This window comes from Streptomyces sp. NPDC002513, from assembly GCF_053595355.1.
The window spans coordinates 70,607-95,674 of sequence record NZ_JBSFXK010000008.1 but is presented as its reverse complement, the minus strand read 5'-3'; the positions used below and the strand labels follow the sequence as shown (position 1 = coordinate 95,674).

The window sequence follows — 25,068 nt, the reverse complement described above, 5'->3', positions numbered from 1 at the left end:
AGGGCGCCTGCGGCCCCGCCCGGGGTCGGTTACTCTGAGAAAGTACCTGGTCAGAGGGGGGTAACAAGCCGTAACCCACGGGGGACACTCCATGACCGGCTTGACCGTCATCCTGCTGCTCGTGGTCCTGGCCACCGCGGTGGCGACCGGTGCCCGCCGCTGGAGCCTGCCCGCCCCCTCACTCCTTGTGGTAGCCGGTCTGGCCGTCGGGCTGCTGCCCTGGGTTCCCGAGGTTCAGCTGCCGCCTCACGTGATCAACGTGCTGGTGCTGCCGCCACTGCTCTTCGCCTCGGCGGGGGAAATCTCCGTCCGCGACCTGCGCACCGTGTGGCGGCCTGTGACCGGTCTGGTCTTCGGCCTGGTCCTCGCCTCGGCCGTCGCCGTCGGGTACGTCGCCCGACAGATCACCCCGCTCACCGCCGCGACCGCCTTCATCCTCGGCTCCGTCCTGGCCAGCACCGACCCGGTGGCCGTGACCGCCCTCGGCCGGCGCCTGTCGCTTCCACCACGCGTGCAGGCCATGGTGCAGGCGGAAAGCCTGTTCAACGACGCCACGTCCCTGGTCCTGTACAAGGTCGCCGTGGCCACCGCGGTTTCCGGCAGCGTCATCACCGTGTCGGGGACCGTCGAGCAGTTCCTGATCCTTGCGGGCGGAGGAGCCCTCATCGGCGCGGCGGTCGCCGGAGTGGTGACCCTCATCCGCAGACGGACCGAGGACCCCGTGCTGGAGACCGTCATCGCACTGGTCACCCCGTACGCCTCGTACGTCATCGCGGAGGACGCGCACACTTCCGGCGTGACCGCAGTCATCGTGTCCGGAGTCGTCCTCGGCAGCACCGGCCACAAGCTGAGCAGCGCCCCTATCCGCCTCCAGGTCCACGCCGTCTACGACACCGTGACCTTCCTGCTGGAGAGTGTCGTCTTCGCCCTCATCGGACTCGAGCTCCCCTCTGCCGTCCGTCAGCTCGCGCACGACGAACGCGGCTGGCCGCTGTGGGTGCCGGTGATCGCCTTCACGGTGCTGACGATCCGCCTGCTGTGGATCTTCCCGCTGTCCGCACTGATCCACTACCGGCGCGGGGAGGGCGACAGCCGGCTTTCCTGGCGCGTTCCGGCCGTCTTGTCCTGGGCGGGCACCCGGGGCGTCATGCCGCTGGCCGCCGTGCTCTCCATCCCCCTGACCACGCACACGGGGGCGCCGCTGCCGCACCGGGCACTCATCCTCACGCTCACCACCGGGACCGTCGTGCTCACACTCGTCTTCCAGGGTTTCACCCTCGCCCCTATCGTCCGCCGCTCCGGCATCGCTCTGGAACCGGAGCACACCGCCCGCGAGGAGGCCCGGACCCGCCGGCGCATCGCCCACGCCGCTCTCGAAGAGCTCGAACAGCTTGGCGATCCGGATCAGCTCGCCCATCTGGGCACCGCCGCCGAGACCGCCTTGAAGCAGGCCCGTCGCCAACTCGAGGCGCGTGTCCACCAGGCCGACGATGCCCACTACAGCGACCCGGACGCCCGCCCCGCCGACGCCTACCGTGAGATACGCCGGACACTCATCGCCATCGAGGCGGCCGAGCTCCAGCGTCTCTACCGGGCGAACAAGATCAGCAACGCCACCCGGCGCCGGATCCAGCACGAACTCGACCTCGAAGAAGCCAGCCTCCGAGCGCGCGGCTGACCGCTCGTACTGCTCGTGCGTCCACGCGCCCCCCGAACGTGATCACACCGATCCCCAAGGACAAGGCGGCACTCGACCGCCGGCTCGCGGGCGACCCCGGCGCGGCCCGTCGGCTGGAGAGCGCTCAGGCCGCCCCGACGGCAAGGGCACGTTCGGCGGCTTCGCGCAGGACACGGACGCTGCTCTCCAGGGCCCGTTGCTCCTCGGGCGCCATGGCGGGTACGTGCATCTGCTGGACCCCGCCCGCGCCGAGAACACTGGACAGGGACAGCGTGACCTGGTGGGCGGGGCAATAGGCGGCGACGGGCAGCACCGCGCGTTCGTCGCGCAGGACCGCCTCGACGAGTCGGGCGGAGACGGCGCCGATGCCGTACTGGCTCGCGCCGGTGCCCTCGATGATGGTGATGTTGGCGTAACGGATGTCGTTCTCCACCTCGCCGCGCAACTCCTCCACCGACTGGCCGTTCTGGCTCAGCAGGTCGGTGACGGGGATACCGCCGACGGTCGCCGAGGACCACAACAGCACCTCGGAGGTGCCGTGTTCGCCTACCACCAGTGCCTGCACGTCGCGCGGCCGGACCCGGAGGCGCTCGGCGAGCTGCACGCGAAAGCGCAGGCTGTCGATCAGGGTGCCGGTCGAGAACACCCGGCCGTGTCCGGCGAGATGCCGGGTGAGGTCGGCCAGCGGATCCGGTGGGTCGGTGACCACCATGAGCACCGCCTGCGGCGCGATGGCCACCACGCGGGGAACGATGTCGGCGTAGACCGTGGCGTTGGTGTCCAGCAGCCGCAGCCGCCCCTGGGCGTCGGACCGGTCGGTGGCGCCGCCGGCCTTCTCGTTCGTCCCGGCGGTGATGACGACGACCACGGCGTCGGCCAGGTCGTCGTAGCCGCCGGAGCGCACGTCGACCGTCGGTGACAGCGGCGCGGCGTAGCGCAGGTCGGCGGCGACTCCGTCGGCGCGCGCTGTGTCGCGGTCGATCAGCACGATCTCGCGGCAGGTTCCCCCGCGTTCGACCAGGGACAGGGCCGTGGCCGACCCGACGGCGCCCACGCCGACGATGGCGACCTTCATGTCTGTGCCTCCAACGACTCGACGGGCCAGGCCGCCTCGGCGTCCGGGACCCTGGCGATGTGTGCGATGAACGGGTGGCCGCAGCCGGACGTTTCGCCGACAGGCGCCCGGCTTCCCTCCCGGCGCGAGACCACCCGGCTCGGGGCATGCCGGCGAGCCGCGACACGCCGCGTGACCGTCTGTCGTGCTTCGTCCGCGGCCACTGGTTCGAAGGCGCGGGATCGGTTCCGCGGCGTCGTCACGGTGCGGGCCGGCCCGGACGGTGAGCGCGGAGCGGGGACGTGGGTGCGGGACGGGCGGCGATGCCGGTTCCGGCCCGGCGGCGGGCCGGATGCGCGCACAGGCGCCGACCGCATCCAGCGCCCGCGGGAACGCTTCCCTGCCCACCGTATGACGCAACCTGAGCCCTCGCCACCGCGTCCCGCGGCGCGTGGGCCACCCACGCCGGTAGCCGGTCCGCCTGACGCCGTATGCCGGGGGTGACGGTGCCGGTCCCGCGGTCGGATTCCGCAGCGTGCACGTACGGGAACGAAGGTGTGCACATGCGGACCGCTGTGCCGGCTCAGGCGCGTCTAGCGTGATCACGCTGGCGTCTTGGAGCGGCACAACGCCTTGTCTGATGGGGACTCAGGGCAGGACATCTCGGTGATCGGAGCAGGGACGGCGTTCCCTCGGGGAAGGGCGCGGCATGCCCTCCGGGAGTCACGGGCGGTGGTGCGCGTCTCCGGACCGCGGCTGGAGCCGTCGGACCACCGGCGGTGTCGACAGAAGTTCCGCCCTCGCGCTGCCCGGCTGTCACGCAGCCGAGTCGATCCACCACAGCGTGCTCTTCGCGGCCCCGCATCCCGGCGGGTTTCCGGTCGCGGGGAAGCCGGTCGACCGGGACCGCCCCGGACGTGCCGACCGGCTCGGTCGGTGCGCCCTGCGGTGGACCGTCCCGACGGTGCTCCCCGGTACCGGGCAGCCCCCCGTCGACCCCGACGATGTCGTCGCCCGGCACACCGCCGGATGACGGCCGCCGGCGCCGTGCAAGCCGGTGGTGGCACCGTATGCGTGCCCGATGCCCCCGGCCGAACGCGTGCGCCGCGTATCGGCCCGGCCCGGCGCAGGGCCTCGTTCACAGGGAGTTGTGTCATGTCTCATTCCGGCAACCCGACGGTCGTCCTGGTTCACGGCGCTTTCGCCGACGCATCCAGTTACGCCCAGGTCATTCCCGAACTGCTGGCCCGCGGCCTCGATGTGACGGCCCCGGCGGTGCCCAACCGCAGCCTGCTCGGTGACGCCGCGTACATCGCCTCGGTCGTCCGGCAGATTCCGGGCCCGGTGATCCTGGTGGGACATTCGTACGGCGGTGCGGTCATCACCGTCGCCGGTGTGGAGGACAACGTCAGCGCGCTGGTCTATCTGGCCGGCTTCGCCCTGGAGGAGGGCGAGAGCCTGGGAGAGCTGCAAGCCCGTTTCCCCAGCCCCGGCCCCGACCTCGGGAGCGCTCTGGTGTCCGGGTCCTTCCCGATCACGGGCTCGACCACGCCCGGCACCGAAGTGTCGGTCGCGATCGACGAGTTCCCCGCCCTGGTCGCCGCCGACGTCGACCCCGCTCTCGCCTCCGTACTGGCCGTCTCCCAACGCCCCCTGGCCACCGTGGCCTTCTCCGAAAAGGCGCCGGTCGCGGCTTGGCGGACGAAGCCCTCGTGGGGCATGGTCGCCTCGGCCGACCTCAATCCCGCGGTGGAGCGTTACGGCTACCGCCGGGCCGGCATGACCGTCGTCGAGGTCGACTCCGCGCACCTGGTGATGCTCTCCCACCCCAAGCAGGTCGCGGAACTGATCCATCAGGCGGTCCTGGCGACCGTCCGGTGAAGCGCCCCATGAGCCCCTTCAACGCCCGCCCGCGCGCGGAGAAGAACCCCTTACTCCACCGCAGGATCGGTCCTCCCGCCTGCACTGCTCCGAGAGGTCGTTGAACCATGTCGAACGTCATTCCACCGCACGGTCACCCCGGAGGCCGGGACTCCCTGAGCTCCGACGAGGACAGGAGCACGGGGCCCGCCGCCCCTTCCGCCGTGCCCGAACCCCGGGCGGCCGCGCTCCTCCCGGCGTCGCTCATGCGCGCGGTCAGTTTTCTCTCCTTCTACGACCGGTTCGCAACCGCGCCCATGCTGGTGCTGCTCACCAAAGAGGAGGGGATGCCCCTCGACAGCGCCGTGCAACTGGTCACGTCCTACGTCCTGTTCTACGCGCTGGGCCAGCCGCTCTGGGGTCTGCTCGCGGATCGTCTCGGTCGGCTGAGGGTCCTGCGCCTGGCCCTGATCGGGGCTCTGCTCGGCAGCGTGGCCAGCATCGCCGCCCCAGGATTCACCGCGCTCCTGGTGTTCCGAGCCATCACCGGGTTCTTCGTCGGCTCACTGTTCCCGAGCATGCTGACCGTCGTCGGCGATTCCTACACCGGTGCGGCCAGGGCCCGTGAGATATCCGGCCTCCAGACCTTCACCGCCCTGGGCACGACGGCGGCGACCTTGGCGGCGGGCGGCCTGGCCGCCTGGCTGGACTGGCGTGTCGTCTTTGCCGTGACCGCGGCCGGGGCGGCGATCTTCCTGGTGTTGCTGCGGAGTGTCCAGATGCCCGCCATCAAGGGAGTACGGCGCGAAGTACGGAGTGCCTTCACCGCCTGGCCCGTGTGGACCTATGCGCTCGGGGTGCTGGAGGGAGCGATTCTGCTCGGCATCCTCACCTACATCGTCCCCGCCCTGGAGCGGGACGGCTTGTCCACTGCCCTGGCGGGCGTCGTCGGCGCCACGTACGGCGTCGGGATCATCGGCGGCGCCTACCTGGCCAGGCGGGTTGTGGCGCGCGTCGGCCGGACGGGAATGATCGCGATCGGCAGTACCACGCTCTTCGCAGCCTTTCTCGTGGCGAGCCTCTCGCAGGGCGTCGCGGCCCTGACGGCGACCTCGATCCTCATCGGTACATCGAACGCCTTCCTCCACTCCTCGCTCCAGGGGTGGGCCACCGATGTCGCACCCGCCGCGCGGGCGACGACCGTCTCGCTGTTCGTCGCCTCGGTCTTCCTCGGCAGTTCCGCCGCGACCGGCCTCACGGCCGGGCTGACCCGGAACGGCTACGGATCGGTCTTCGCGGGGACCTGCGTTGCCACGGTGCTGCTGGCCGTCCTCGCGGTCGGCAGCCATGCCCTGTGGTCCCGCCGCCGCACCGGCTGACCCTACGATGCAGGGCTGTCCGACGGGCGCGCGCCGTTGTGGGGCTGCTCCCGCCGGGCGGCCCGCCCTGTCGGTCAAGCCGTCGCGCCGGGGTCACCGGCCGGAGCACCGCTGAGGAATACGGTGGGCCAGGCTGCGCCGCCTGGCCCGCGACGCATAGGAGGATCAACGCGCGCCTGATGGCGGGCGGCCGAGTACCACCCGCCTGACCAGGCGATGGCGACGGGACGGCGAGACGCCGGAGCCCCGTCAGCGTACGACGTCGAAGACCTGCTTCTGCAGGCCGTTGGTGTAGACGTCGTGCTCGACCAGCTCCAGCTTCTGGGTGTCCTTGTCCGTGGTGCTGAACAGGCGCTTGCCGGCGCCGAGCAGCAGAGGGTAGACGAGCAGGTGGTAGCGGTCGATCAGACCGGCGTCCGAGAGGCCGTGGTTCAGGGAGGCACTGCCGTGGACGATGATCGGGCCTCCTTCGGTCTTCTTCAGATCGGCGACCTGGTCGAGTGAGCGCAGGATCGTGGTCTCACCCCAGTTGGAGACCAGCTTGTCCTCGGTGAGCGTCGTGGAGACGACGTACTTCGGCATCGTCTTGTAGCGGGCGAATTCCTCCATGTCGGGCCACACCGGGCTGAACGCCTCGTAGCTGACCCGGCCCATCAGGATCGCCGTGGCCTCGCGCTGCTCCCGCTCCTTGATTTCGAAGGCTTCAGGGACGAACTCGACCTCCTTGAAGGTCCATCCGGAGTTCCGGTAGCCGGGTTCGCCCCCCGGGGCCTCCACGACGCCGTCGAGCGAGATGAAGGCGGTGCTGATCAGGGTACGCATGGGGGATTCCTTGGGGTCTCGTGTGTGGTTTTCGACCGCTCGCGCGGAGCGTGTGGAGGTGGAAGGCCGGCCGTCGTTCCAGGATCAGACCGACAAAAAAATTTGTCAAGAAAAGAAGAGTTATCGGAGCGCCGTCACGAGACCGCCGGACGCTACGGAACCCGGGGGAGCCCGGTGGGGGAGGGCGCTGGCTCCGGGACAGTGGTGCGCTGGAGCGCGACCATGGCGGCGTCGTCGGCCAGTCGGCCGCCGACGTGGGCCAGCAGGTCGGCGCGCAGATGAACCAGGGCCACGGGGCTGTCGTGCGTCCAGGAGGCGGCCCGCGCGGCCAGTGGGTAGTAGACGCCCCCGGGGGTGCGTGCTTCGACCACACCGTCGGTGTACAGCAGCAGGAGGTCCCCGGGCTTCAGCGGGAAGGTGTCCACCCGGTACTCCGGTGCGGTCAGCTCGCCCAGCCCCAGCGGCGGTGCGGGGGAGCTGGCGCGCAGTGCGGTGACCTCGTGGTCGCGGAGCAGCAAGGGCGGCGGATGCCCGCAGGACACCATCCGCGCGTGCGGCAGCGCGTCCGGGACGTCGATGATCGCGGCTGTGATGAAGCACTCCCCCTCCTGCCCCGGCTCGGTGGGCTCGGCCAGGTTCCAGCACACGCTGTGCTCCAGGTAGGCCATCAGCTCGGGCAGGGCCGCCGTCCGGTGCGCGGCCTCCCGGAACGCTCCCAGCAGCAGCGCGGCATCTCCCACCGCTGTCAGGCCCTTGCCCATCACATCGCCGATGATCACCCTCGTGCCGGCCGAGGTGCGGACGGCCGCGTACAGATCGCCGCCGATCTGCGCCTGCTCCTGGGCCGCCAGATATGCCGACGCCACCCGCAGGGGTCCGATCCGCCGCGGCAAGGGCCTGAGCACCACTCGCTGCGCTGCCTCCGACACCCTCCGCACCTGCTCCAGTTCACGAGTGTGCCGCTCGCGCAGATAGCGGAACGACGTCACGATCAACGAGACCACCACCAAGGAGACGATCTGCGCGCCGATGCTCTCCGTGGTCAGGATGTGCAGCCCCACACCGACGCCGAGCATGGCCGCCACGGCGATGACGGCGATCACGCCGGTCAGGAAGGGACTGGCGAAAGACGCGGTGATCGCGGGCGCCACGATCAGCAAGGGTCCCAGCGGCACGCCGGGCGGTGTCAGCACGTCGGCTACGACGATGGCGGCGATCAACCCGAGCGGGACCGCGATCAGAACGTCGCTGGCCTGCCATGAGCGATAGCGGAGCGTAGCCCGCTGCCACAGGCGCATGCTTTCTGCTTACACCCCCGGTGCGGCACGGCAGCCCGGAAGGGGGGATCGGCGCCGAGGGCCGCGGACGGTTGCCCGCTCGCTCATCGGCGGGGGCCCTGCGACCCGCGAATACGTGCTCCACCCGTGTATGTCGCCGGTGGACCACCGGGCCACTCCGGACCGAGTTGTTTACCATTTAGTACAAAATTGACTAAAATGGGCGCATTTTAGGACGGGAACGCCCAAGACTCCCGCCGGCAACGAAGGCGTTGACAGGTGACCATGGACCCCTTGACGAGTGGAGGCGCCGGATTGCCCGCAGGTCTCTGCAGGCCTGAACACGCCGGCCGGGTCGGCTGCTCGAGCCGATGCCGGGCGGCCCGCACGCTCCTCACACACGATCAGGGAAGAACACCATGAGCGCACACCGCACCATTGGCGTACTCGGTGCAGGAGAGGTGGGACAGGCGGTCGCCGACAAGGCCGTCCGCCACGGCCATGCGGTCCTCATCGGCAACCGCCGAGGCCCCCGGACCCTCGAAGCCCTCGTGAGCAGGCTGGGGCCGAAGGCGCGCGCCGTAACGGCCGAAGAGGCGGCGAAGCCGGACATCGTCTTCCTCTCGGTGCCGTTTCCGGCAGTGCCGGAGCTGACAGACCTCACCACCTGGTCCGGGAAGATCGTCGTCGATACGACGAACCAGTTCGCAGCGGCGAACCCCTATCGGGGCCGGTACGACGTCGGTGACCTCACGGGCAGCGAGTGGGTTGCCCGCCACCTTCCCGGCGCCCGGGTGGTGAAGGCTCTCAACACCCTGTTCGCCCCGTTCATCGCCGCGGACCCCCGGCATGCCGAAGGCCGGCAAGTGGCCTTCTACGCGGGCGACGACGGCGACGCGAAGGCAGCCGTGGCCGGCCTGCTGGAGGAGTTCGGATTCGCCGCCCTGGACCTCGGCGGTCTGCGCGAGGGCGGCCGGCTGATGCAGTTGGACGGAGCGCTCAGCGCAAAGCACCTGCTGCTGCAGGACGTCGGCTGATTCCCCGGCCAAGCCCCACACATATCAGTGCGTAGGAGGAATCATGAACCGCCGTGTCGTCCATACCCGTGGCGGATCGCCGGCCGACGTCCTGACCGTCATCGAGGAGCCGGAACCGGTACCCGGGCACGGCCAAGTCCTCATCCGCATCACCGCCTTCCCGGTGCACCATGGTGATCTCCTGGCCGTCGAGGCCTACCCGGGGGAGGCCGCAGACCCGGTTCCGGTCGGCGTGGAGGCCACCGGAGTGGTGGAGGCGATCGGCCCGGGCGCGCGTGTGGCGCCGGGTGTCAAGGTAGGCGGCCGCGTATCGGTCTTCCCGCAGCCGGGGACGTGGTCCCAGTGGATGGCGGCGGACGCCGAGGCGGTCGTCGCGGTTCCGGACGAGCTGTCGGACGAGGTCGCCGCGCAGATGCTCGTCAATCCGCTCACCACGGTGATGCTGCGCCGTGAGGCGGAGGAGCACCCGGCGTTCGGATACAACGGACTTCTGGTGCAGACCGCCGCGGGCTCGTCGGTCGGGCGCTTGGTGACGGGCGTGTGCCGGTTCCACAACCTGCCGCTCGTCAACGTCGTCCGCAGCGACCGTGGTGCCGCCGAGCTGCGCAAACGGTTCCCGGACGTGCCGGTCGTGGCAACAGAGCAGCCGGGCTGGGCGGGCGAGGTCCGCAAGGCGGCCGACGGCCGCCCGGTCGTTGTGGTCTTCGACCCGGTCGGCGGGAAGCTGACGGAGAGTCTTCTGGACCTGTTGACGCCCGGCGGGAAACTGGTCAGTTACGGGCAGCTCGCTCAGGAGCCGATCTCGGTGCATGCGTCGACGCTCCTGTACCGGTCGCTGACGCTTCGGGGCAAGAACGTCGGCCGGTGGCTGTCGGAGGCTTCCGCCGAGCGGCGGGCATCCGATGTCGCCACCGCGCAGCAGATCGCGCTGGCGCTCACGGACCAGTTCGACGTGGCCGCCACGTACGGCCTTGACGAGCTGACCGACGCCGTGGAGCTCGCGGTACGGCCCGGCAAGGTCGGGACCGTCCTCGTCCGCCCCTGGTAGCCGCCGCTGCGCGGACGGAAGTCCTGGTGGCCGCCGGCAATACCGGAAGGCCTCGCCCATGCTCGCTCGGCGAGCGGCCGCATGCAGAGGGCCTTCGCAGCGACGTTGACGCTGCGAAGGCCCTGCGCACGTGCCCGTCCCCTTGCCCGCCGCGGGATCGGACGCACGTGGTCAGACGAGGGAGACGGCGAGCAGGGCGACGGCGGAGCCGGCGAAGACCACCGAGTTGCGGAGGTAGGTCTGCGCGCGCACCCAGCGGGGGAAGGCGTCCTCGGCGGCCTGGAGAAACGGCGCGACCTCGACACGAGCGAGCTCCGGGTCGCCCTTGCGGCGGAACGCGGCCTCCACGGACTTCACCGCAGTGAGGTTGCTGTAGACGATTCCCGCGTTCATCAGCAGGACCAGTGAGGAGAAGACCCAGGTCAGAGGCTGGGCCAGAGCGGCGCCGGCGAAGTTCAGGGCAGCGGTGCCGATCATCACCACAGCGACGGTTGCCGGGGCCGCGGTCTCGTGGCCTGACGCGTCGAAGCGAAGCTTGTTCTCCTCCAGCACCTCGGGGCGGACGTTCTGGCGGCGGAGTTCGGCCACTGCGGCGGCCTTGGCGGCGGGGCCGAAGCGGTGGCGGACCACCGGGATGCTGATGAACGCGATGGCGACCAGCAACTGCATGACGGCGGCAAGTGAGTTCATGAGTCTCCCCTTCGAACTTTTACTTAGTTCAATTGCCCGGCGTGCTGAAGGTAGCCGACGACTTGAACGCTGTGCAAGACGTTTCTTGAACTAAGTGCAAGGTGCTGAGTACAGTGAGGGCATGCCACGCGACACCCTGACGACGGACCAGATCGTCCGCACCGCCATCGAGCTCCTGGACACCGAGGGACTCGAGGGACTGAACATGCGCGCACTGGGCAGGCGACTCGACTCCGCCGCCACCGCCGTGTACTGGCATGTCAAGAACAAGGACAACCTTGTGCTGCTGGCCACCGACCGAGTGTGGGGGGAGCTGGAGCTGCCCGACCTGGCTGCGGTCGACTGGCGCACCGCAGCCACCGCCATGGCCACCGGGCTGTTCGCGATGTTCACCCGCCACCCCTGGCTGGTGCAGGCCTTCACCGCACACCTGCTCTACGGAGAGAACAAGGCCCGCCATGACGACCACAGCCTCGCCGTGTACGAGGCCGCCGGCTTCCGTGGCGCCGAGGCCGACCAAGCCGCCGCCGCCGTCTTCACCTACGTCCTCGGGAACGCGGCAGGCACCGCCGCGACCGCCTCACTCACCCGGAAGCTCACCGCGGACCACAGCACCGCCGAAGAGGAGTTCCACAACGCCCTCACCAAGGCCCAGGAGATCGCCGCGCGTTACCCGCGTCTGCGCGCCCGCCTCGAAACCCCGGCTGCGACCGACTACGCCGCCGCTCCCGATCAGACCTTCGAGCGCGGCCTTCAAGCCCTCCTCGACGGGCTGGAGAAGCGACTCGCCGCATAGTGCACCGTGCGGTGATCCGTCCCGAGAGGATCACCGCCGTACCCGTCCGCCGGCCGGCGTCGCAGGTGTCGGCGCTGCCTCGGATCATGACGGCCGCCCGCCGAACTGCCAGTGGTGGACCTCGATGTCGGCATACCGGTCCCGGGTCAGGACGGCGCGTGCCGTCGCCGGGTCCGGCGCCCGGACCACCGCAGCCGTGCCCAGCCAGGCGGCGCCGTCGTCGGACAGCAGCGGCCCGTAGGCGATCAGCTCGTCCCGGTCGTACGGCACAGCGAGGTCGGCTGCCTGCCCCGTGCCGAGGCCGAGTACCAGGTACCTGTTGCCGCCGGTCCGGCCGCCGGGGAAGTCCCACATGGTGCGCCCCAGTGTGTTGCGCCACCGCCGCAGCAGCACGTCCCGGTACACGCCCGCCTGGTAGTTCGGCTCGTCGAAGGCGAACGCGCGGGCGGCGGCGGGATCGGGCAGGTCGACGATGTGCACGCTTCCGGTGGGTGTGCCGCCGTCGTCGGCGAAAGTCGGACCCCGGACGATCATTTCGTGCGCGTACCGGTCCATGTACGACCAATGTTCTTCCAGCAGCGCGTCGCGCAGCGCTACGGAGCCGGGGCGGTCGCGGTGGTAGCAGAGGAACTCCATGCCCACAGGATCTCTTCAAGGAGATCACCGGGTCGAGTGGGTTTCACCGCGCCGCCCGGCCGTTCCACTCCGGTCGTCCGTCCGCGTGGCCGCACGTGGTGATCCTCATGGCAGCCGCCCGTCCTCCCGACCGGTCGGCAGAGCGGCAGCGGCACCTACGCGGAGTTGTCGGGCCTGCGGATCGCGGCGACGTCGAATTCCAGTGACACCTTCGGGCTGACGAACATTCTGGTCGCGGCATTTTCGTTCACGCCCCAGTCGTTGCGGTTGATCGTGATGCCGCCCTTGAAGCCGACCCGGAGGCCGTCCCGCGGGTCGTTCTCGGTGCCGGTCAGCTCCAAGTCCACAGTGACCGGCTTGGTCACGCCGCGGATGGTCAGGTCGCCGGTGATCCTGAAGCCGGTGTCGGCGAGCCGCTGCACCGTGGTCGAGGTGAAGACGAGCGCCGGGTGGCGGTCCACGTCCAGGAAGGTGCTGCGCAGATGGCCGTCCCGCCGCTGGTTGCCGGTCTGGATGCTCTTCATCCGGATCAAAAGCCGGGCGCTGGACTTCGACGGGTCCGCGCCGTCGATGTGCGCGCCGCCCTCGAAGTCCTCGAACCGTCCGCGCACCCTGGTGGCCCTCGTGTGCCGGGCGACGAAGCCGATCCGCGTACGGGTGGGGTCGAGGACGTAGTCGCCCGTCAGTTCGGTCAGCGTGGTCATGGTCGACATGGTGGGTCGCTCCTGGTGGGAGACAGGTGGTTGATCCTTCGGTTCCGGTACGGTCATGACGCGCGTACGGACCCGGGCGCCGAGCCCGTCAGCGGCGTCGTGTCGAAGTACCTGACCTCATAGCGGCGTTCGGTGAACCTCCAGCCGTCCCGGGTGCGCCGGTAGCGGTCGTGGTACAGGGCATAGTTCAGGTGTGAACTTCCGTCGCGCATACGGCCGAACTCCGCGACGTAGGCACGGCCGGTCGCGGTGTCGCCCTCGACCCGGATCGTGCCCGGGTGCACGGTCTGCACGAAGTACTCCCAGTGCTCCTGCAGCCGCTCGACCGCGGCGCGGATCTCCTCCCGGCCGACGAACTCGACGGGTATGTGGGGCATCCGCCAGGCGCCGTCGTGGGTGAACAGCGACGCGAAGCGGTCGTAGTCGTGCATCATTCCCGCGTCGGTGAACTCGCCGCGCAGCGACTCGATCTCCACGCGATCCGCGAGGGCCTGGATGTCGGTCATGGTGTCGATGATCTTCCTGTTCGATGGCAGGTGTTGTCTCAGCAGTACGACGGGACAGCCGCTCGGAATGTCAGGCCGACCTCCCGCCTCACATTCCGAGGGGGTGGTTCGTCGTACTCGGTGTGAGCAGACACGACCAAGGAGAGTCGGTAGCACCATGAACACCTCATCCGAGCCGGGACCCGGTCCGCTCGATCCGGGCCTGAGCGGGATCATGAGTGAGCGGCGTCAGCTGATCGGCGTGGCGTACCGGCTCCTCGGTTCCCTGGCCGACGCCGAGGACGTCGTACAGGAGACCTACGCGCGCTGGTACGCGATGTCCCGGCAGCAGCAGGAAGCCATCAACCAGCCCGGCGCCTGGCTGACGAAGGTCGCCAGCCGCATCTGCCTCGATCTGCTCGGCTCGGCACGGGCCAGGCGCGAGAGCTACGTGGGCGAGTGGATCCCCGAGCCGCTGCCCGGACGTCCGGCGTGGATCGACGAGCGGCCGGGTGACACCACGGTCGACCCGGCCGAACGGGTCACCCTCGACGAGTCGGTCCACATGGCCTTCCTCGTCGTCCTCGACTCGATGACCCCGGCCGAGCGCGTCGCGTTCATCCTGCACGACGTCTTCCGCTACTCCTTCGCCGAAGTGGCCGAGATCATCGGCCGCACGCCGGCCGCTTGCCGCCAGTTGGCCTCCTCGGCCCGCCGGCGCCTCCACACATCGCGGACCCCCGTCACTCCGGCGGTTCAACGAGCCGACATCGTCAGGGACTTCAAGCGAGCCTGGGAAGCCAAGGACATCGATGCCCTCGTCGGCCTGCTCGCACCTGACGCCACGGCGGTCGGCGATGGCGGCGGCCTCGTCAATGCCGCACCGCGGCCCATCGAAGGCAACGAGAGGATCGCGCACTACCTGACCGACCTCGTCAGCAGGGCTCCCGACCTGACGATCCTGGAGCACACGGTCAACGCCCAGCCCGGTCTGACGGCACAGCAAGACGGCGTCACCGTGGCGGTGTTCGCGTTCGACGTCGCAGACGAACGGATCAGGCGCATCTGGGCGGTCCGGAACCCCGAGAAGCTCCGACTCTGGACGGCACGCACGACGTAGCCGTGGATCGTGGCCGCCCGGAACAGGCAGGCACTGCCGGTGCCACGTCAAAGGGGCGCTGAGACCCCGTTTCAGCGAGGGTGGGGATCAGGCGGACCGGTGGCAGAGGTCATCGACATACGTGCGCGCATCCACCTCGGGCAGCGTCCAGGCCAGGAAGACGACGGCGCACCATGAAGACGTCGATCGGGTCCTGAACCTCCACGGTGAACCCGTGGCGCTCGTACAGCCGCCGGGCGGCGCTGCCCTGCAGGACGTTCAGGCGAACGGGCACGCCGTCGGCGTCGATCCGTTCCAGCAGTGTTCGCAGTACAGCCGATCCAAGTCCCCGGCCCTGGAGGCCCGGAGCGAGATAGAAATGCTCCAACCACCACCCGTCGTCCTGCGCCGGCCGCACGGTGACGCAGCCCGCGAAGGCGCCATCGGCCACGATGACCGACGTGTGCTGCGGGGAGAAGGAATCCCGCAGCCGCTGCCGGACCCGATGCTCGTCGAACCGCCCCAACCGCTCCAGGTCCGGGCGCATCACCGTCGCCCGCAGCTCCGCGATCGCCTCGACATCCGCCGGCTCTGCGGAACGCAGCGCCCATTCCAGGGGACGGCCCGGCCGTATCCCGTCCGCCCGCGCACTCGTATCCACGGGCCGAAGTATCTCAATGGCCCGCCGCGACCAAGCGCACAGCAAGACGGTGTGCCGGCCGGGCACGCAGCAGCCCCTGTCGCGCACCCCGTCGTCAGCGGCATGCGGCGTGAGTGGTGCACTGTGGATCCTCACCATGGACGACCACGCGCGGTTGCCGGGGAAGGGCGACGTGTCTCGCACACCGGAGTTCAGGCCCGGCGAGCCGCGGCCGACTGAACTCGACGGGGCACCGAACGGGGCCTCGGGGCACTTGCCGTCAGGCCAAATCCGTCCCTGGATCCATGGCCCAGTGGTTGCTCCTGAGGACCCGGCCTGCGAAGGTCACGTCGACCTCTGCGAGGAACCGGAAGCCGACAGAACGGCAGATGCCGTTCGAGGCCGCGTTGCTCGTTGCCGGGAAAGCATGCACGAGGCCCCAGCGGTCTTGATCCCGAGCCTCCTCCAGGAGGGCACGGACGGCACGTCGGCCCAGCCCCCGGCCTTGGAATTCAGGCAGAACCATCCAACCGATCTCAGAGATCGGTCCGCCATCGGTGTCATGAGACCAGATGGTCACCGTCCCTGCCACCACGTCGGGGCCGGCCTGATCGGGAACGATCATCTTGAACCACGCAAGGTCAGCTGCTGCCTGCTGAGCATCCCGGCGAACCTTGTCCACCATCCCCTCACGCGGCAGGGGTCCGCCCAGGTCGGCCATCATGCGGGGATCGCACCGCATCCGGACATAAGCGTCGACATCGTCCGGCGACACGTTGCGCAGCTGCACCGGCTCCTCCTCGGTCTCACCGGGGATGGTCCCACGGTCAGGGTCCGGGAAGAGGATCACCAACGGCCAGAGCTCCACATCTGCTGTCCGGCCGCGACTGTTTCCGCAGCGAGTTCTGGCGGATGTCAATTCTCAGCCAGTGCGGTGGGCGCAGTCGAAGCCGGATGGGGCCCGGGAGGTACGGGAGATGCGGGAGGTGCCTGAGGTGCGGGGGATGCGGTGCCCTCCCGCTGGACGGCGGGGAGCCGACCGCCTTCGTCGAGCTGCCGGTCGAGTGCGGCGGGCGGGTCTGGCGGCAGCCTTGGTTCGCTCTCTTCCCGAGCGCCGTCCCCCGTGCTTCGCCGCACCCGGATGTCGATCGATGGAGGGTGACCTGTGGTCGCGAGTGTCCATTATGCGAGACGGCGAGATGTGCAGACCGGAATCAATCCGGCATTCGGTCATGCTGTTCGGGGATTCGGCGCCTCCGGCTCGGGTCCGGGTATTGACAAGCTATTCAGACGTCACGGAGTCTGCATGACACTATGCAGCCAGGTCCGGGGACGAACACGATCGTCTCGGCGGATCCCTGGCTGCGCTGACACAACTGCGAAGCACAGGATGGTGAGTGAATGGGCGCATCGGTGGAACTGAGGTCCATAGACGTCGTCCCGGACGCCGAACGCCACGGCACGGCATTCAGTCAGTTCACCCTCTGGCTGGGTGCCAACCTCCAGATCACGGCCGTCGTCACCGGCGCCCTCGCGGTCGTGTTCGGCGGTGACGTCGTCTGGTCGGTGATCGGCCTGCTGGTCGGCAATCTGCTGGGTGGCGCGGTCATGGCCCTGCACTCGGCCCAGGGTCCGAAACTGGGCCTGCCCCAGATGATTCAGTCCCGCGCGCAGTTCGGAGTGCGGGGAGCGGTCGTACCTCTTCTGCTCGTGATCGTCATGTACGTGGGCTTCTTCGCCAGCGGCAGCGTTCTGGCCGGTCAGGCGGTCGGTGAGCTGACCCACACGAACGACACGACCGGCATCATCGTCTTCGCGCTCGTCACCGCCGTCGTAGCGACGATCGGCTACCGGGTCATTCATACGCTGGGCCGCGTGGCGAGTGCCATCTGTGCCCTGGCCTTCATCTACCTGGGCATACGGCTGCTCGACCGCGTGGATCTCGGCACCCTCCTGAACGACGCGCACTTCTCGCTGCCGATGTTCCTGCTGGCCATCTCCTTGTCGGCGTCCTGGCAGCTGGCCTTCGGCCCCTACGTGGCGGACTACTCGCGCTACCTCCCTCGTACGACGTCGGCAAAGGCCACCTTCTGGTGGACTCTGTCCGGCTCGGCGCTCGGCTCCCAGTGGTCGATGACCTTCGGAGTGCTGGTGGCTGCGACAGCGGGGGAGAAGTTCCTGGCGAGCCAGGTGGGCTATGTGGTCGCGCTCGGCGGCACGGGCCTGACGGCTGCCTTCTTCTACTTCGTGATCGCGCTCGGCAAGCTCACGGTCAATGTGCTCAACACCTATGGCGGCTTCATGTCCATGGTGACGAGCGTCAGCGGCTTCCGGGGGCAACGCGTGCTGTCGCCGCGTGGCCGAGCGGCCTATATCGCGCTGATCATGGTGGCGGGGACCGCGGTCGCACTCCTGGGCAAGGACAGCTTCCTCTCCTCCTTCAAGGACTTCCTGCTCTTCCTTCTGACCTTCTTCACCCCGTGGTCCGCGATCAACCTGGTCGACTACTACCTGGTCTCCAAGGAGCGGTACGACATCGCCGCGCTCAGCGATCCCAACGGCTGCTACGGCGCGTGGCGTTGGCGCGCCCTCGGCGTGTACGCAGCCGGTCTGCTCGCGCAACTGCCGTTCCTGGCGACGAGCTTCTTCACGGGCCCGTTCGTGGCCGGGCTCGGCGGCGCCGATGTGTCATGGATCGTGGGTCTGGTAGTGCCGGGACTGCTGTACTGGCTCGTGGCACAGCGCTCCACCGTGCAGCCCCTGGGGGTCATGGCTGACGCGCCGGTTCCCGACCGGGAAGTGGTGTCCCGGGATCGGTGATCCGACGACGGACCGGGACGCGTAGAGCGGTTCGGGCCCGTTCCGGCCGCCCGGCTCCAGCCGGCTGCTGCCCACTTCCCGCAGCAGGCACGTGGGCGGACAGGGACGCGGTGGTCGGAGTCGGCCCGTCGTGTGCCACCCCGATGCCCAGGTCGGCAACCCGGTCGGCTCAGTACGGCTGATCCGTCGCCTGGGGACGGCCACCTGAGGCACGCCGGCCCGGGTGGCCGTCGTCGTGGTGCCCTGGCCCCCGCGGTGCACGACGGTGGCCACCCGGCCGAACAGTGTCTGGTGGCCGGGCGGCCGTCGAGGCGGTCCGCGCGTCGGCCGCCGCGGCGCCCGGCGAAGGGCAGCGAGCCGCGCACCGCTGAGTGCCGTGCGTGAGTCCGGGTGGGCTGGACCGTTCCTGGTGGTCTGCGAGACGGCCGTCTGCCCGGCTACGAGCGGGAACTCGTCGACGGGCTTCCTGCGGAAAGCCGCCCAGCCCCGTGGGCTGTCTGCGCCGTGCACCCGAAAATCACATGCGCGGCCCCTTCACCCGTGTCAGGCTCCCCTGATGGATCGCGACCAGATCTCCCGGCTTGCCCATGCGGATCACCCGATCGCGGCGCCGCTCGACGACGACACGGTGCACCGCCTCCTCGAACGCGGCATCACGCGCGGCGACGCGCGCGTTCTGGATCTGGGCTGCGGCGCGGGGGAGTGGCTCGTGCGCGCCCTGGCGGCGCATCCGCACCTGCGCGCCGAGGGCGTCGACATCTCCGAGAGGTCGTTGGCCGACGCCCGGAAGGCCGCGCGCAGCCGCGGCGTCGACGAGCGCCTCGTCCTGCACCACGCGGACGCCGCGCACGTCGCCGCCTCGCATGCCTTCGACCTCGTGATCAGTGTCGGAGCCACCCATGCCTTCGGCGGTCTCCTCCCGACCCTGGCGGCCGCACGCAAGCACCTGGCTCCTGGCGGACGCGTGCTGATCGGTGACGGATTCTGGGCCCAGGAGCCCTCCCCCGCGGCCGTGGAGATGCTGGGCGACTTCAGCGACCTGCCGACCACGATGGACCGCGTCGGCGGCGAGGGCTGGACACCGGTCTACGGGCACATCAGCACCCGCCACGAGCTCGACGACTACGAATGGGCATGGACGGGCTCACTGGCCTCATGGGCCCTGGACCACCGCGATGACCCGGACGGCGCCGACGCACTGCAGGCAGCCACCGACCACCGCACCGAATGGCTGCGCGTCTACCGAGACGCCTTCGGCTTCATCTGCCTGATCCTGCGCCCGACGTCGGACTGAGACGAGCCGGCGCCGGTGCTGCCCTCGACCCGTTCACAGGGCGCCGGGCGGTCATCCGGGCCCCCGCGACCTGCCGCCTGATCCCGGCCGCTCGCTCACCTCGATGGCGAAGCTGCTGGGCACCTCCCCGGGCACTCTCTTACGACCGCCTCCCGCACCTCGGGAGCCGAGGGCCGGCACCGTCCTCAGCCCGTACGGAGCCCCCACGAAGCGGGCGTACCCGAGCAAGATCATTGTCACTGGGCCCGCCCGTGCCCATTCGTCCAGCGGGCGCCGGGGCGGGGGCAGGTGTGGGGTTCGGTCAGTGGTGGGCGTGGACGACGGCGTGGCCCTTGCCGCGGCCGATCATCCACTTGTTCACCGGTGTGGTGATCAGGAAGGCAAGGACGAAGCCGCCCAGGAGCGAGGACCAGAACAGTCCGTCGGACAGGTGGGCGTCCATCGCGCCGGGAACCAGGGCGATGATGCCGTTGTCGACGAGCTCCATCACGACGATGGAGACGGTGTCGGCGGCGAGCGCGACCTTGATGGCGGTGGTGAAGTCCAGACCGGCGCGGCGGACGCTGAACAGCGTCAACGAGTAGCCGAACACGAAGGCCAGGACGATCGCCAAGATCATGGTGGGCACGTTGCCCCACATCAGGGCGGCGCCGATGGCCATGCCGAGGATCTCGCCGATGGCGCAGCCGGTCAGGCAGTGCAGCGTCGCCCTCACCGCCATGGACCACGATGCGCCGGCGGTGTGCGCGCTGTGGTGCCCGGTGTGGCCGTCGGCGGACGCGTGGCCGTGTGCGATGCCGGTGTGATGCGGGCTGTGGCCCATGAACGTCATCCCCAATCCAGTCCCGTGTGACCCGCTGCCGGGCCTCCGCTCGCTCCGACTGTATACCCCTGGGGGGTATACCGCGAGGAGGATTCGGTGATGGAGACAATCGGCTGGGCGTGCCGCTGCGGGGCGGTCGGTTCTTGCCGAGGGGCTCGTTCATCGCGTCGATCTCGGCGGTCCGGGGGCACGGTCGCCACCCGCGTAAGCGAGGGGAAGGCGTGGGTCCGTCGCGCGGGAGGCGCGGCAGGCTGCCATGAAGGCGTGGCGCGCTGAGGCCGTGGCCGAGCTGTCAGCCGCGGGGCAACAGCAGGCGGGAGAGGGCGGTGGTGGCAAGAAGAAGCACGGCGAGGGTGAGGAGGCCGACGCGCATGCCCGGTAGGGAGAAGGTCCCGTCGGCGCCGGAGAGCAGGCTGCCGAAGAGGGCGACGGCGAGCGCGCCTCCGGTCTGGCGAAGGGAGTTGAGGAGCCCGGACGCGGTCCCCGCGCGCTCTTTGGGGACGGCGTCCATGAGCAGCGCGGTCAGCGCGGGCACCGCGAGCGCCCCGCCGACGCTCAGCGGCAGCAGCAGGACCAGCACCAGCCACACCGGGGTGTGTGCGGTCAGCGGCAGCATGGCCAGCATCGCTGCGGTGAAGACCAGTTGCCCGGCGACGATCACAGGCCGCCGCCCGATCCGCTCCGCCAGCCGTGGCGAGACCAGGTTGGTCGCTGTCACCACCGCCGACATCGGGACGAACATCAGCCCGGCCGCGATCGCCGACATTCCGCGCAACTGCTGGTAGTACAGCCCGAGGAGGAAGACACCGCCGTAGAAGGCGGCGTTGACGGCGAAACCGACCGCGAGCGGGACCGCGACCTCCCGGTCCCTCAGTATGCCCAGCGGGACCATGGGCCGGCGGTGCCGGGCCTCCACCACCCGGAAGGCGTACCCGCAGACGACGGCAAGCACCCCGGCTGCCAGCACGGGGACGCTGGTCCAGCCGAGGTGGCCGCCCTCGATCACCGCGAAGGCCAGCCCGGCCAGGGCCAGTACCGCGGTGAGCTGCCCGCCGCCGTCCAGCGCGGCGGGCCGGCGCGGTGAGCGCGGCACCCGGACGAGCAGGCCGAGGATCACCGCGCCCACCGGGAGGTTGAGCAGGAAGACCGCCCGCCAGCCGGCCGAGTCGGTGAGCAGCCCGCCCAGCACCGGGCCCGCGGCCATCGCGACCGAGCCGCCGACCGTCCACAGCGCGATGGCGCGGGCGCGCGCCCGGGCGTCCTCGTAGGCCTGCCGGATCAGCGCCAGTGAGGCCGGCATCACGACGGCGGCGGCGCCGCCCTGTGCCACTCGCGCGGCAACCAGTACGCCGATGCCTGGCGCGAACGCGCAGCCGAGGGAGGCAAGGGTGAACAGGGTGACGCCCCAGACGTAGGCGCGGCGGGCACCGATGCGGTCGGCGAGGGCGCCGGCGGAGAGCATCAAGGCCGCGAACATGAGCGTGTACGCGTCCACCACCCACTGCAGCCCGGCCATTCCGCCGCTGAGGGAGTTCCGGATCGCGGGCAGCGCGATGTTCACGGCTGAGACGTCGATGGTGATCACTGAGAACCCGAGCAGAGAAGCGACCAGCGCGACGCCGTTCCGCCACGGCGCGGTTGGTCGGGCGCGCCGCCGTGGTCGGAGTGTGGGCGCTGACGGCTCGGGGGCGTACCGGTGAGCGGGGGCGGGGAACCGGGGCGTGGTGGTCGGCATAGTGAATTCCTCGGAAGCAGGCAAGGTTGACGTCCCGTCAAGGGCTGCAGAGCGGGCGGCCACAGCTCGCTGGGGCCGCGGTCCGGTGTCCTGCACCCCCTGGGCCCCGACGGCCGGGCCGCCCGCTCCGGAACAACTCTGCGCCTGTGCGTGGCCGCGCGGCAGACCGCCCTGTTCGGGGGTTTCGCGTTCCAGGCCTTGATACGGCCCCCCACGCTCCCCGCCCGCCTGCGACAATGACCGGATGGCAGCAGCGGACGCGCGGGGCACCGAGCTCGGCAGATATCTCAAGGCCCGCAGGGCACAGGTGCGCCCGGAGGATGTCGGCCTCCCGGTCGGAGCGGGCCTGCGACGCACTCCAGGACTGCGCCGGGAGGAGCTGGCCACGCTGGCCGGGGTGAGCGTCGACTACTACATCCGCCTGGAGCGCGGCCGGGAGAGCAACCCCTCACCCGCCGTCGTGGACGCCCTCGGCCGCGCCCTGCGGCTGCGCGGCGACGGCTACGAACGCCTGCACGAGCTCGCGGAGCTGGCCTCCGGCCGGATCTCCGAACTGCCGGCATCTTCGGACCACACCGTCCGCGACTCGGTACTGCGGATGCTGGAGTCGGTGCGACCGCTGCCCGCCTATGTGGTGAGCCGCTACAACCGCCTCCTGGCAGCGAACCCGCCCGGCCGGCGGCTCCTGCCCGGGCTCTGGGACTGGCCCGAGCACCAGCGCAACCTGACCCGCTACCTCTTCCTCCACCCGCTCGGCCGGACGCTCTACGAGCCGTGGGAGGACACGGTCGCACACTCGGTGGCGCATCTGCGGGCGGTCGCCGGCGCGGACCCGGACGACCCGGAACTGACCGCGCTCGTCGGCGAACTGATGCTGAAGTCACCACAGTTCGCGCGCCTCTGGGAGCGGTACGACGTCTGCGAGCGCGGCGGCGGACAGAAGACCTTCCGGCACCCGAAGGTCGGACCGATGACCCTGACCTACGAGGTCATGCAACTGGCCCGGACGGGCGGCCAGCGCATGGTGGTCTACCAGGCAGTCCCTGGCACCCCGGACGAGCAAGCCATGATCCGCCTGGAGTCCGCCGACGCCCGACCGAAGTCGACGCCGGCGGGCCACCCGAGGCCGGCCGCCGAGCCGTGCCCCACCCGCTCGCCGTCCCCGACCCACGCCTCGGCAGGCTGACCCCGGGCCGCCCTCCCCGTCCCATGGGTCACCTCGGCCGCTGGTCCGGCTCCGGGCGAGGGTCTCATGGGGCCGCGCGCGGCTCTCGACCCAGAGCGACGGTGTCACCAACGTCATGGCCTCGTACGTCTAGGGTGCGGGCATGATCCCGCAGAGCTACCTCTCCGAACTCTTCTCGCTGGACGGCCGGGTCGCCGTGGTGACAGGCGGCAGTTCCGGCATCGGCCGAGCCATCGCCGGGGCTCTCGCGCGAGCGGGGGCAAGCGTGGTGATCGTGGCGCGCAAGGAGCCGGAACTGGCCGCCGTTGTCGACGAGTTGGTGTCGGACGGATGCCAGGCGGCCTGGGTGAGTGCCGAACTGAGCACCCGCGACGGGGTGCGCGCAGCGGCGGAGCAGGCAGCCGAGGTGTTCGGCGAGCCCGACATCCTCGTCAACAGCGCCGGGATCAACCTGCGGCCGCCGATGGGCGAACTGAGCGAGGCGGTGTGGGACGCCACGATGGCGGTGAACCTGGAGGCGCCCTACCTGCTGGGCCAGCGGTTCGGGCCCGGCATGGCCGAACGGGGTTTCGGGCGGATCATCCACATCACCTCCCAGCAGGCACACCGGGCGTTCGTCCAGAGCGGCGCCTACGGGGTCTCCAAAGGGGCACTGGAGTCCCTGGCCCGCTCACAGGCCGAGGCATGGTCGCCGCACGGCGTCACCTGCAACACGCTGGTGCCTGGCTTCGTCATGACTCCGCTCAACACGCGGCTGTCGTCCGACCCGGAGAAGGTGGCGGCGCTGGCCGCACGCACGATGGTCGGGCGCAACGGTCTGGCCGAGGACTTCGCCGGCGCGGCGGTGTTCCTGGCCAGCCGCGCTTCCGGCTACATCACCGGGCAGGCGATCTTCGTCGACGGCGGGCTCTCCGTCCACTGAGAAGCTCATCTCGAAAGGCCGGGCCTCAGCGGCACAGCCGCACCATACTGTGAACCGGGTCACAGTCGGTCATGAGAGGCCGGGGCGTCTCGTCTTGAGTTCACAAGCACGACGAACGGAGACGCCATGAAGATCTTCATCGCCGGAGCGTCCGGCGCCATCGGCAGCCAGCTTGTCGCCCAACTTGTGGTGCGCGGCCACGAGGTAGTCGGCACGACCCGCTCGGCCGCCAAGACCGGTGAGTTGCGTGCGCTAGGCGCCGAACCGGTCGTCATGGACGCGCTCGACCCCGACTCGGTGGCCGACGCAGTGGCCAAGGCCGAGCCCGAGGTCATCGTCCACCAGCTCACCGCCTTGAGCGGACCGGCGGACTTGCGGAGCGTGAAGCGGATGGCAGCCGCCACCAACCGGCTGCGCACCGAAGGCACGGATCACCTGCTGGCCGCCGCACGTGCCGTCGGCGTCCGCAAGTTCGTGGCACAGAGCAACGCGCTGTGGATGGAACGCACCGGCGGACCGGTCGCCGACGAGAACGGCCGGATCGAGCCCAACCCCCCAGGGGACGCCGAGGAGGCGGTGGCCGCACTGCGCCACGTGGAGAACGCGGTGACCGGCATCACCTGGGCCGAGGGCATCGCGCTGCGCTACGGCGGCTTCTACGGCCCCGGGACCGGCATCAGCACCGCGCCGGATGCCGTCATGGCCGAACAGATCCGCAACCGGAAGTTCCCGATCGTCGGCGGTGGTGGCGGGGTGTGGTCGCTGGTGCACATCGCCGACGCCGCGTCGGCCACGGTCGCGGTCGTCGAACGCGGCAAGCCCGGTATCTACCACGTCGCCGACGACGAGCCGGCACCGGTGCACACATGGCTGCCGTACCTGGCCCGTGCGCTCGGCGCCGAACCGCCGCGCCGCGTACCGGCCTGGCTCGTTCGCCCGCTGGCGGGCAAGGCCGCGGTGGATACCATGACGCGGGCCCGCGGGATCTCCAGCGAGAAGACGAAACACGAACTGGGCTGGACGCTCCGGTACCCGAGCTGGCGCACAGGTTTCATCCAGGGATTGGAATAGCCC

At 70.1% G+C, this 25,068-nt stretch carries 24 protein-coding genes and 1 pseudogene; 13 read left to right on the top strand and 12 right to left on the bottom strand.

The features are described from left to right. The first annotated feature begins 91 nt into the window (after positions 1-91). Entirely contained in the window at positions 92-1,678 is a 1,587-nt protein-coding gene (locus ACWD5Q_RS08345) for a Na+/H+ antiporter (RefSeq protein ID WP_451426233.1), read from the top strand. Positions 1,679-1,802: 124 nt separating this feature from the next. Here ACWD5Q_RS08345 and ACWD5Q_RS08340 read toward each other — a convergent pair whose 3' ends face one another. Then, a complete protein-coding gene (locus ACWD5Q_RS08340; protein WP_451426232.1) occupies positions 1,803-2,753 on the bottom strand; it encodes a lactate/malate family dehydrogenase in 951 nt (316 codons plus the stop codon). 688 nt (positions 2,754-3,441) lie between these two features. Between ACWD5Q_RS08340 and ACWD5Q_RS08335 the strand changes: the two genes are divergently transcribed. From ACWD5Q_RS08335 to ACWD5Q_RS08325, 3 genes are all read left to right on the top strand, one after another. Continuing rightward, positions 3,442-3,765 (top strand): hypothetical protein, encoded by a 324-nt coding sequence (locus ACWD5Q_RS08335; RefSeq protein ID WP_451426231.1) that lies wholly within the window; start codon positions 3,442-3,444, stop codon positions 3,763-3,765. Positions 3,766-3,887: 122 nt separating this feature from the next. Further along, complete coding sequence (locus ACWD5Q_RS08330; RefSeq protein ID WP_451426230.1) at positions 3,888-4,613, top strand: alpha/beta fold hydrolase; 726 nt, start codon at positions 3,888-3,890, stop codon at positions 4,611-4,613. A gap of 203 nt (positions 4,614-4,816) precedes the next feature. Continuing rightward, positions 4,817-5,971, top strand: coding sequence for an MFS transporter (locus ACWD5Q_RS08325; RefSeq protein ID WP_451426229.1), 1,155 nt, complete (start codon positions 4,817-4,819; stop codon positions 5,969-5,971). Positions 5,972-6,220: 249 nt separating this feature from the next. Here the strand turns inward: ACWD5Q_RS08325 and ACWD5Q_RS08320 are convergent, their stop codons facing one another. Both ACWD5Q_RS08320 and ACWD5Q_RS08315 read right to left on the bottom strand, forming a co-directional pair. Then, complete coding sequence (locus ACWD5Q_RS08320; protein WP_451426228.1) at positions 6,221-6,793, bottom strand: dihydrofolate reductase family protein; 573 nt, start codon at positions 6,791-6,793, stop codon at positions 6,221-6,223. A gap of 152 nt (positions 6,794-6,945) precedes the next feature. Further along, a complete protein-coding gene (locus ACWD5Q_RS08315; RefSeq protein ID WP_451426227.1) occupies positions 6,946-8,091 on the bottom strand; it encodes a PP2C family protein-serine/threonine phosphatase in 1,146 nt (381 codons plus the stop codon). A gap of 398 nt (positions 8,092-8,489) precedes the next feature. Between ACWD5Q_RS08315 and ACWD5Q_RS08310 the strand changes: the two genes are divergently transcribed. Together ACWD5Q_RS08310 and ACWD5Q_RS08305 are read left to right on the top strand one after the other, a co-directional pair. Beyond that, a complete protein-coding gene (locus tag ACWD5Q_RS08310; protein WP_451426226.1) occupies positions 8,490-9,107 on the top strand; it encodes an NADPH-dependent F420 reductase in 618 nt (205 codons plus the stop codon). 43 nt (positions 9,108-9,150) lie between these two features. Further along, positions 9,151-10,155, top strand: a complete 1,005-nt coding sequence (locus ACWD5Q_RS08305) for a zinc-binding dehydrogenase (RefSeq protein WP_451426225.1) — start codon at positions 9,151-9,153, stop codon at positions 10,153-10,155. A 171-nt stretch (positions 10,156-10,326) separates the two neighbouring features. On the opposite strand, the gene ACWD5Q_RS08300 is transcribed toward ACWD5Q_RS08305, so the two are convergent. Beyond that, positions 10,327-10,845 (bottom strand): hypothetical protein, encoded by a 519-nt coding sequence (locus ACWD5Q_RS08300; protein ID WP_451426224.1) that lies wholly within the window; start codon positions 10,843-10,845, stop codon positions 10,327-10,329. 121 nt (positions 10,846-10,966) lie between these two features. Between ACWD5Q_RS08300 and ACWD5Q_RS08295 the strand changes: the two genes are divergently transcribed. Next, positions 10,967-11,641 (top strand): TetR/AcrR family transcriptional regulator, encoded by a 675-nt coding sequence (locus tag ACWD5Q_RS08295; RefSeq protein ID WP_451426223.1) that lies wholly within the window; start codon positions 10,967-10,969, stop codon positions 11,639-11,641. A gap of 84 nt (positions 11,642-11,725) precedes the next feature. On the opposite strand, the gene ACWD5Q_RS08290 is transcribed toward ACWD5Q_RS08295, so the two are convergent. The 3 genes from ACWD5Q_RS08290 to ACWD5Q_RS08280 all read right to left on the bottom strand — a co-directional run bounded on the left by ACWD5Q_RS08290 (position 11,726) and on the right by ACWD5Q_RS08280 (position 13,496). Continuing rightward, a complete protein-coding gene (locus ACWD5Q_RS08290; RefSeq protein WP_451426222.1) occupies positions 11,726-12,277 on the bottom strand; it encodes a YciI family protein in 552 nt (183 codons plus the stop codon). 155 nt (positions 12,278-12,432) lie between these two features. Continuing rightward, positions 12,433-12,981, bottom strand: a complete 549-nt coding sequence (locus ACWD5Q_RS08285) for a YceI family protein (RefSeq protein WP_451426221.1) — start codon at positions 12,979-12,981, stop codon at positions 12,433-12,435. Positions 12,982-13,043: 62 nt separating this feature from the next. Then, positions 13,044-13,496, bottom strand: coding sequence for a nuclear transport factor 2 family protein (locus ACWD5Q_RS08280; protein WP_451426220.1), 453 nt, complete (start codon positions 13,494-13,496; stop codon positions 13,044-13,046). Positions 13,497-13,653: 157 nt separating this feature from the next. On the opposite strand from ACWD5Q_RS08280, the gene sigJ reads away from it, so the two are divergent. Beyond that, positions 13,654-14,595 (top strand): RNA polymerase sigma factor SigJ, encoded by a 942-nt coding sequence (gene sigJ / locus ACWD5Q_RS08275; protein ID WP_451426219.1) that lies wholly within the window; start codon positions 13,654-13,656, stop codon positions 14,593-14,595. Positions 14,596-14,704: 109 nt separating this feature from the next. Here the strand turns inward: sigJ and ACWD5Q_RS08270 are convergent, their stop codons facing one another. Further along, entirely contained in the window at positions 14,705-15,178 is a 474-nt protein-coding gene (locus ACWD5Q_RS08270) for a GNAT family N-acetyltransferase (RefSeq protein ID WP_451426307.1), read from the bottom strand. Between the two features lie 316 nt (positions 15,179-15,494). Next, a complete protein-coding gene (locus tag ACWD5Q_RS08265; RefSeq protein WP_451426218.1) occupies positions 15,495-16,004 on the bottom strand; it encodes a GNAT family N-acetyltransferase in 510 nt (169 codons plus the stop codon). Between the two features lie 611 nt (positions 16,005-16,615). On the opposite strand from ACWD5Q_RS08265, the gene ACWD5Q_RS08260 reads away from it, so the two are divergent. After that, complete coding sequence (locus ACWD5Q_RS08260; protein WP_451426217.1) at positions 16,616-18,034, top strand: purine-cytosine permease family protein; 1,419 nt, start codon at positions 16,616-16,618, stop codon at positions 18,032-18,034. 79 nt (positions 18,035-18,113) lie between these two features. Here ACWD5Q_RS08260 and ACWD5Q_RS08255 read toward each other — a convergent pair. Further along, positions 18,114-18,328: pseudogene (locus tag ACWD5Q_RS08255) on the bottom strand (nucleotide disphospho-sugar-binding domain-containing protein); the annotation flags it as partial. 262 nt (positions 18,329-18,590) lie between these two features. On the opposite strand from ACWD5Q_RS08255, the gene ACWD5Q_RS08250 reads away from it, so the two are divergent. Further along, a complete protein-coding gene (locus ACWD5Q_RS08250) occupies positions 18,591-19,328 on the top strand; it encodes an SAM-dependent methyltransferase (RefSeq protein ID WP_451426216.1) in 738 nt (245 codons plus the stop codon). A 301-nt stretch (positions 19,329-19,629) separates the two neighbouring features. Here ACWD5Q_RS08250 and ACWD5Q_RS08245 read toward each other — a convergent pair whose 3' ends face one another. Then, positions 19,630-20,151, bottom strand: a complete 522-nt coding sequence (locus ACWD5Q_RS08245; RefSeq protein ID WP_451426306.1) for a DUF4396 domain-containing protein — start codon at positions 20,149-20,151, stop codon at positions 19,630-19,632. 292 nt (positions 20,152-20,443) lie between these two features. Beyond that, positions 20,444-21,886 (bottom strand): MFS transporter, encoded by a 1,443-nt coding sequence (locus ACWD5Q_RS08240; protein ID WP_451426215.1) that lies wholly within the window; start codon positions 21,884-21,886, stop codon positions 20,444-20,446. 244 nt (positions 21,887-22,130) lie between these two features. On the opposite strand from ACWD5Q_RS08240, the gene ACWD5Q_RS08235 reads away from it, so the two are divergent. The 3 genes from ACWD5Q_RS08235 (at position 22,131) to ACWD5Q_RS08225 (ending at position 25,065) form a co-directional block, all read left to right on the top strand. Continuing rightward, positions 22,131-23,072, top strand: a complete 942-nt coding sequence (locus ACWD5Q_RS08235; RefSeq protein WP_451426214.1) for a helix-turn-helix domain-containing protein — start codon at positions 22,131-22,133, stop codon at positions 23,070-23,072. Positions 23,073-23,214: 142 nt separating this feature from the next. Beyond that, positions 23,215-23,994, top strand: a complete 780-nt coding sequence (locus ACWD5Q_RS08230; RefSeq protein ID WP_451426213.1) for an SDR family NAD(P)-dependent oxidoreductase — start codon at positions 23,215-23,217, stop codon at positions 23,992-23,994. A 126-nt stretch (positions 23,995-24,120) separates the two neighbouring features. Then, entirely contained in the window at positions 24,121-25,065 is a 945-nt protein-coding gene (locus ACWD5Q_RS08225) for an NAD-dependent epimerase/dehydratase family protein (RefSeq protein WP_451426212.1), read from the top strand. The last annotated feature ends 3 nt before the right edge of the window (positions 25,066-25,068 follow it).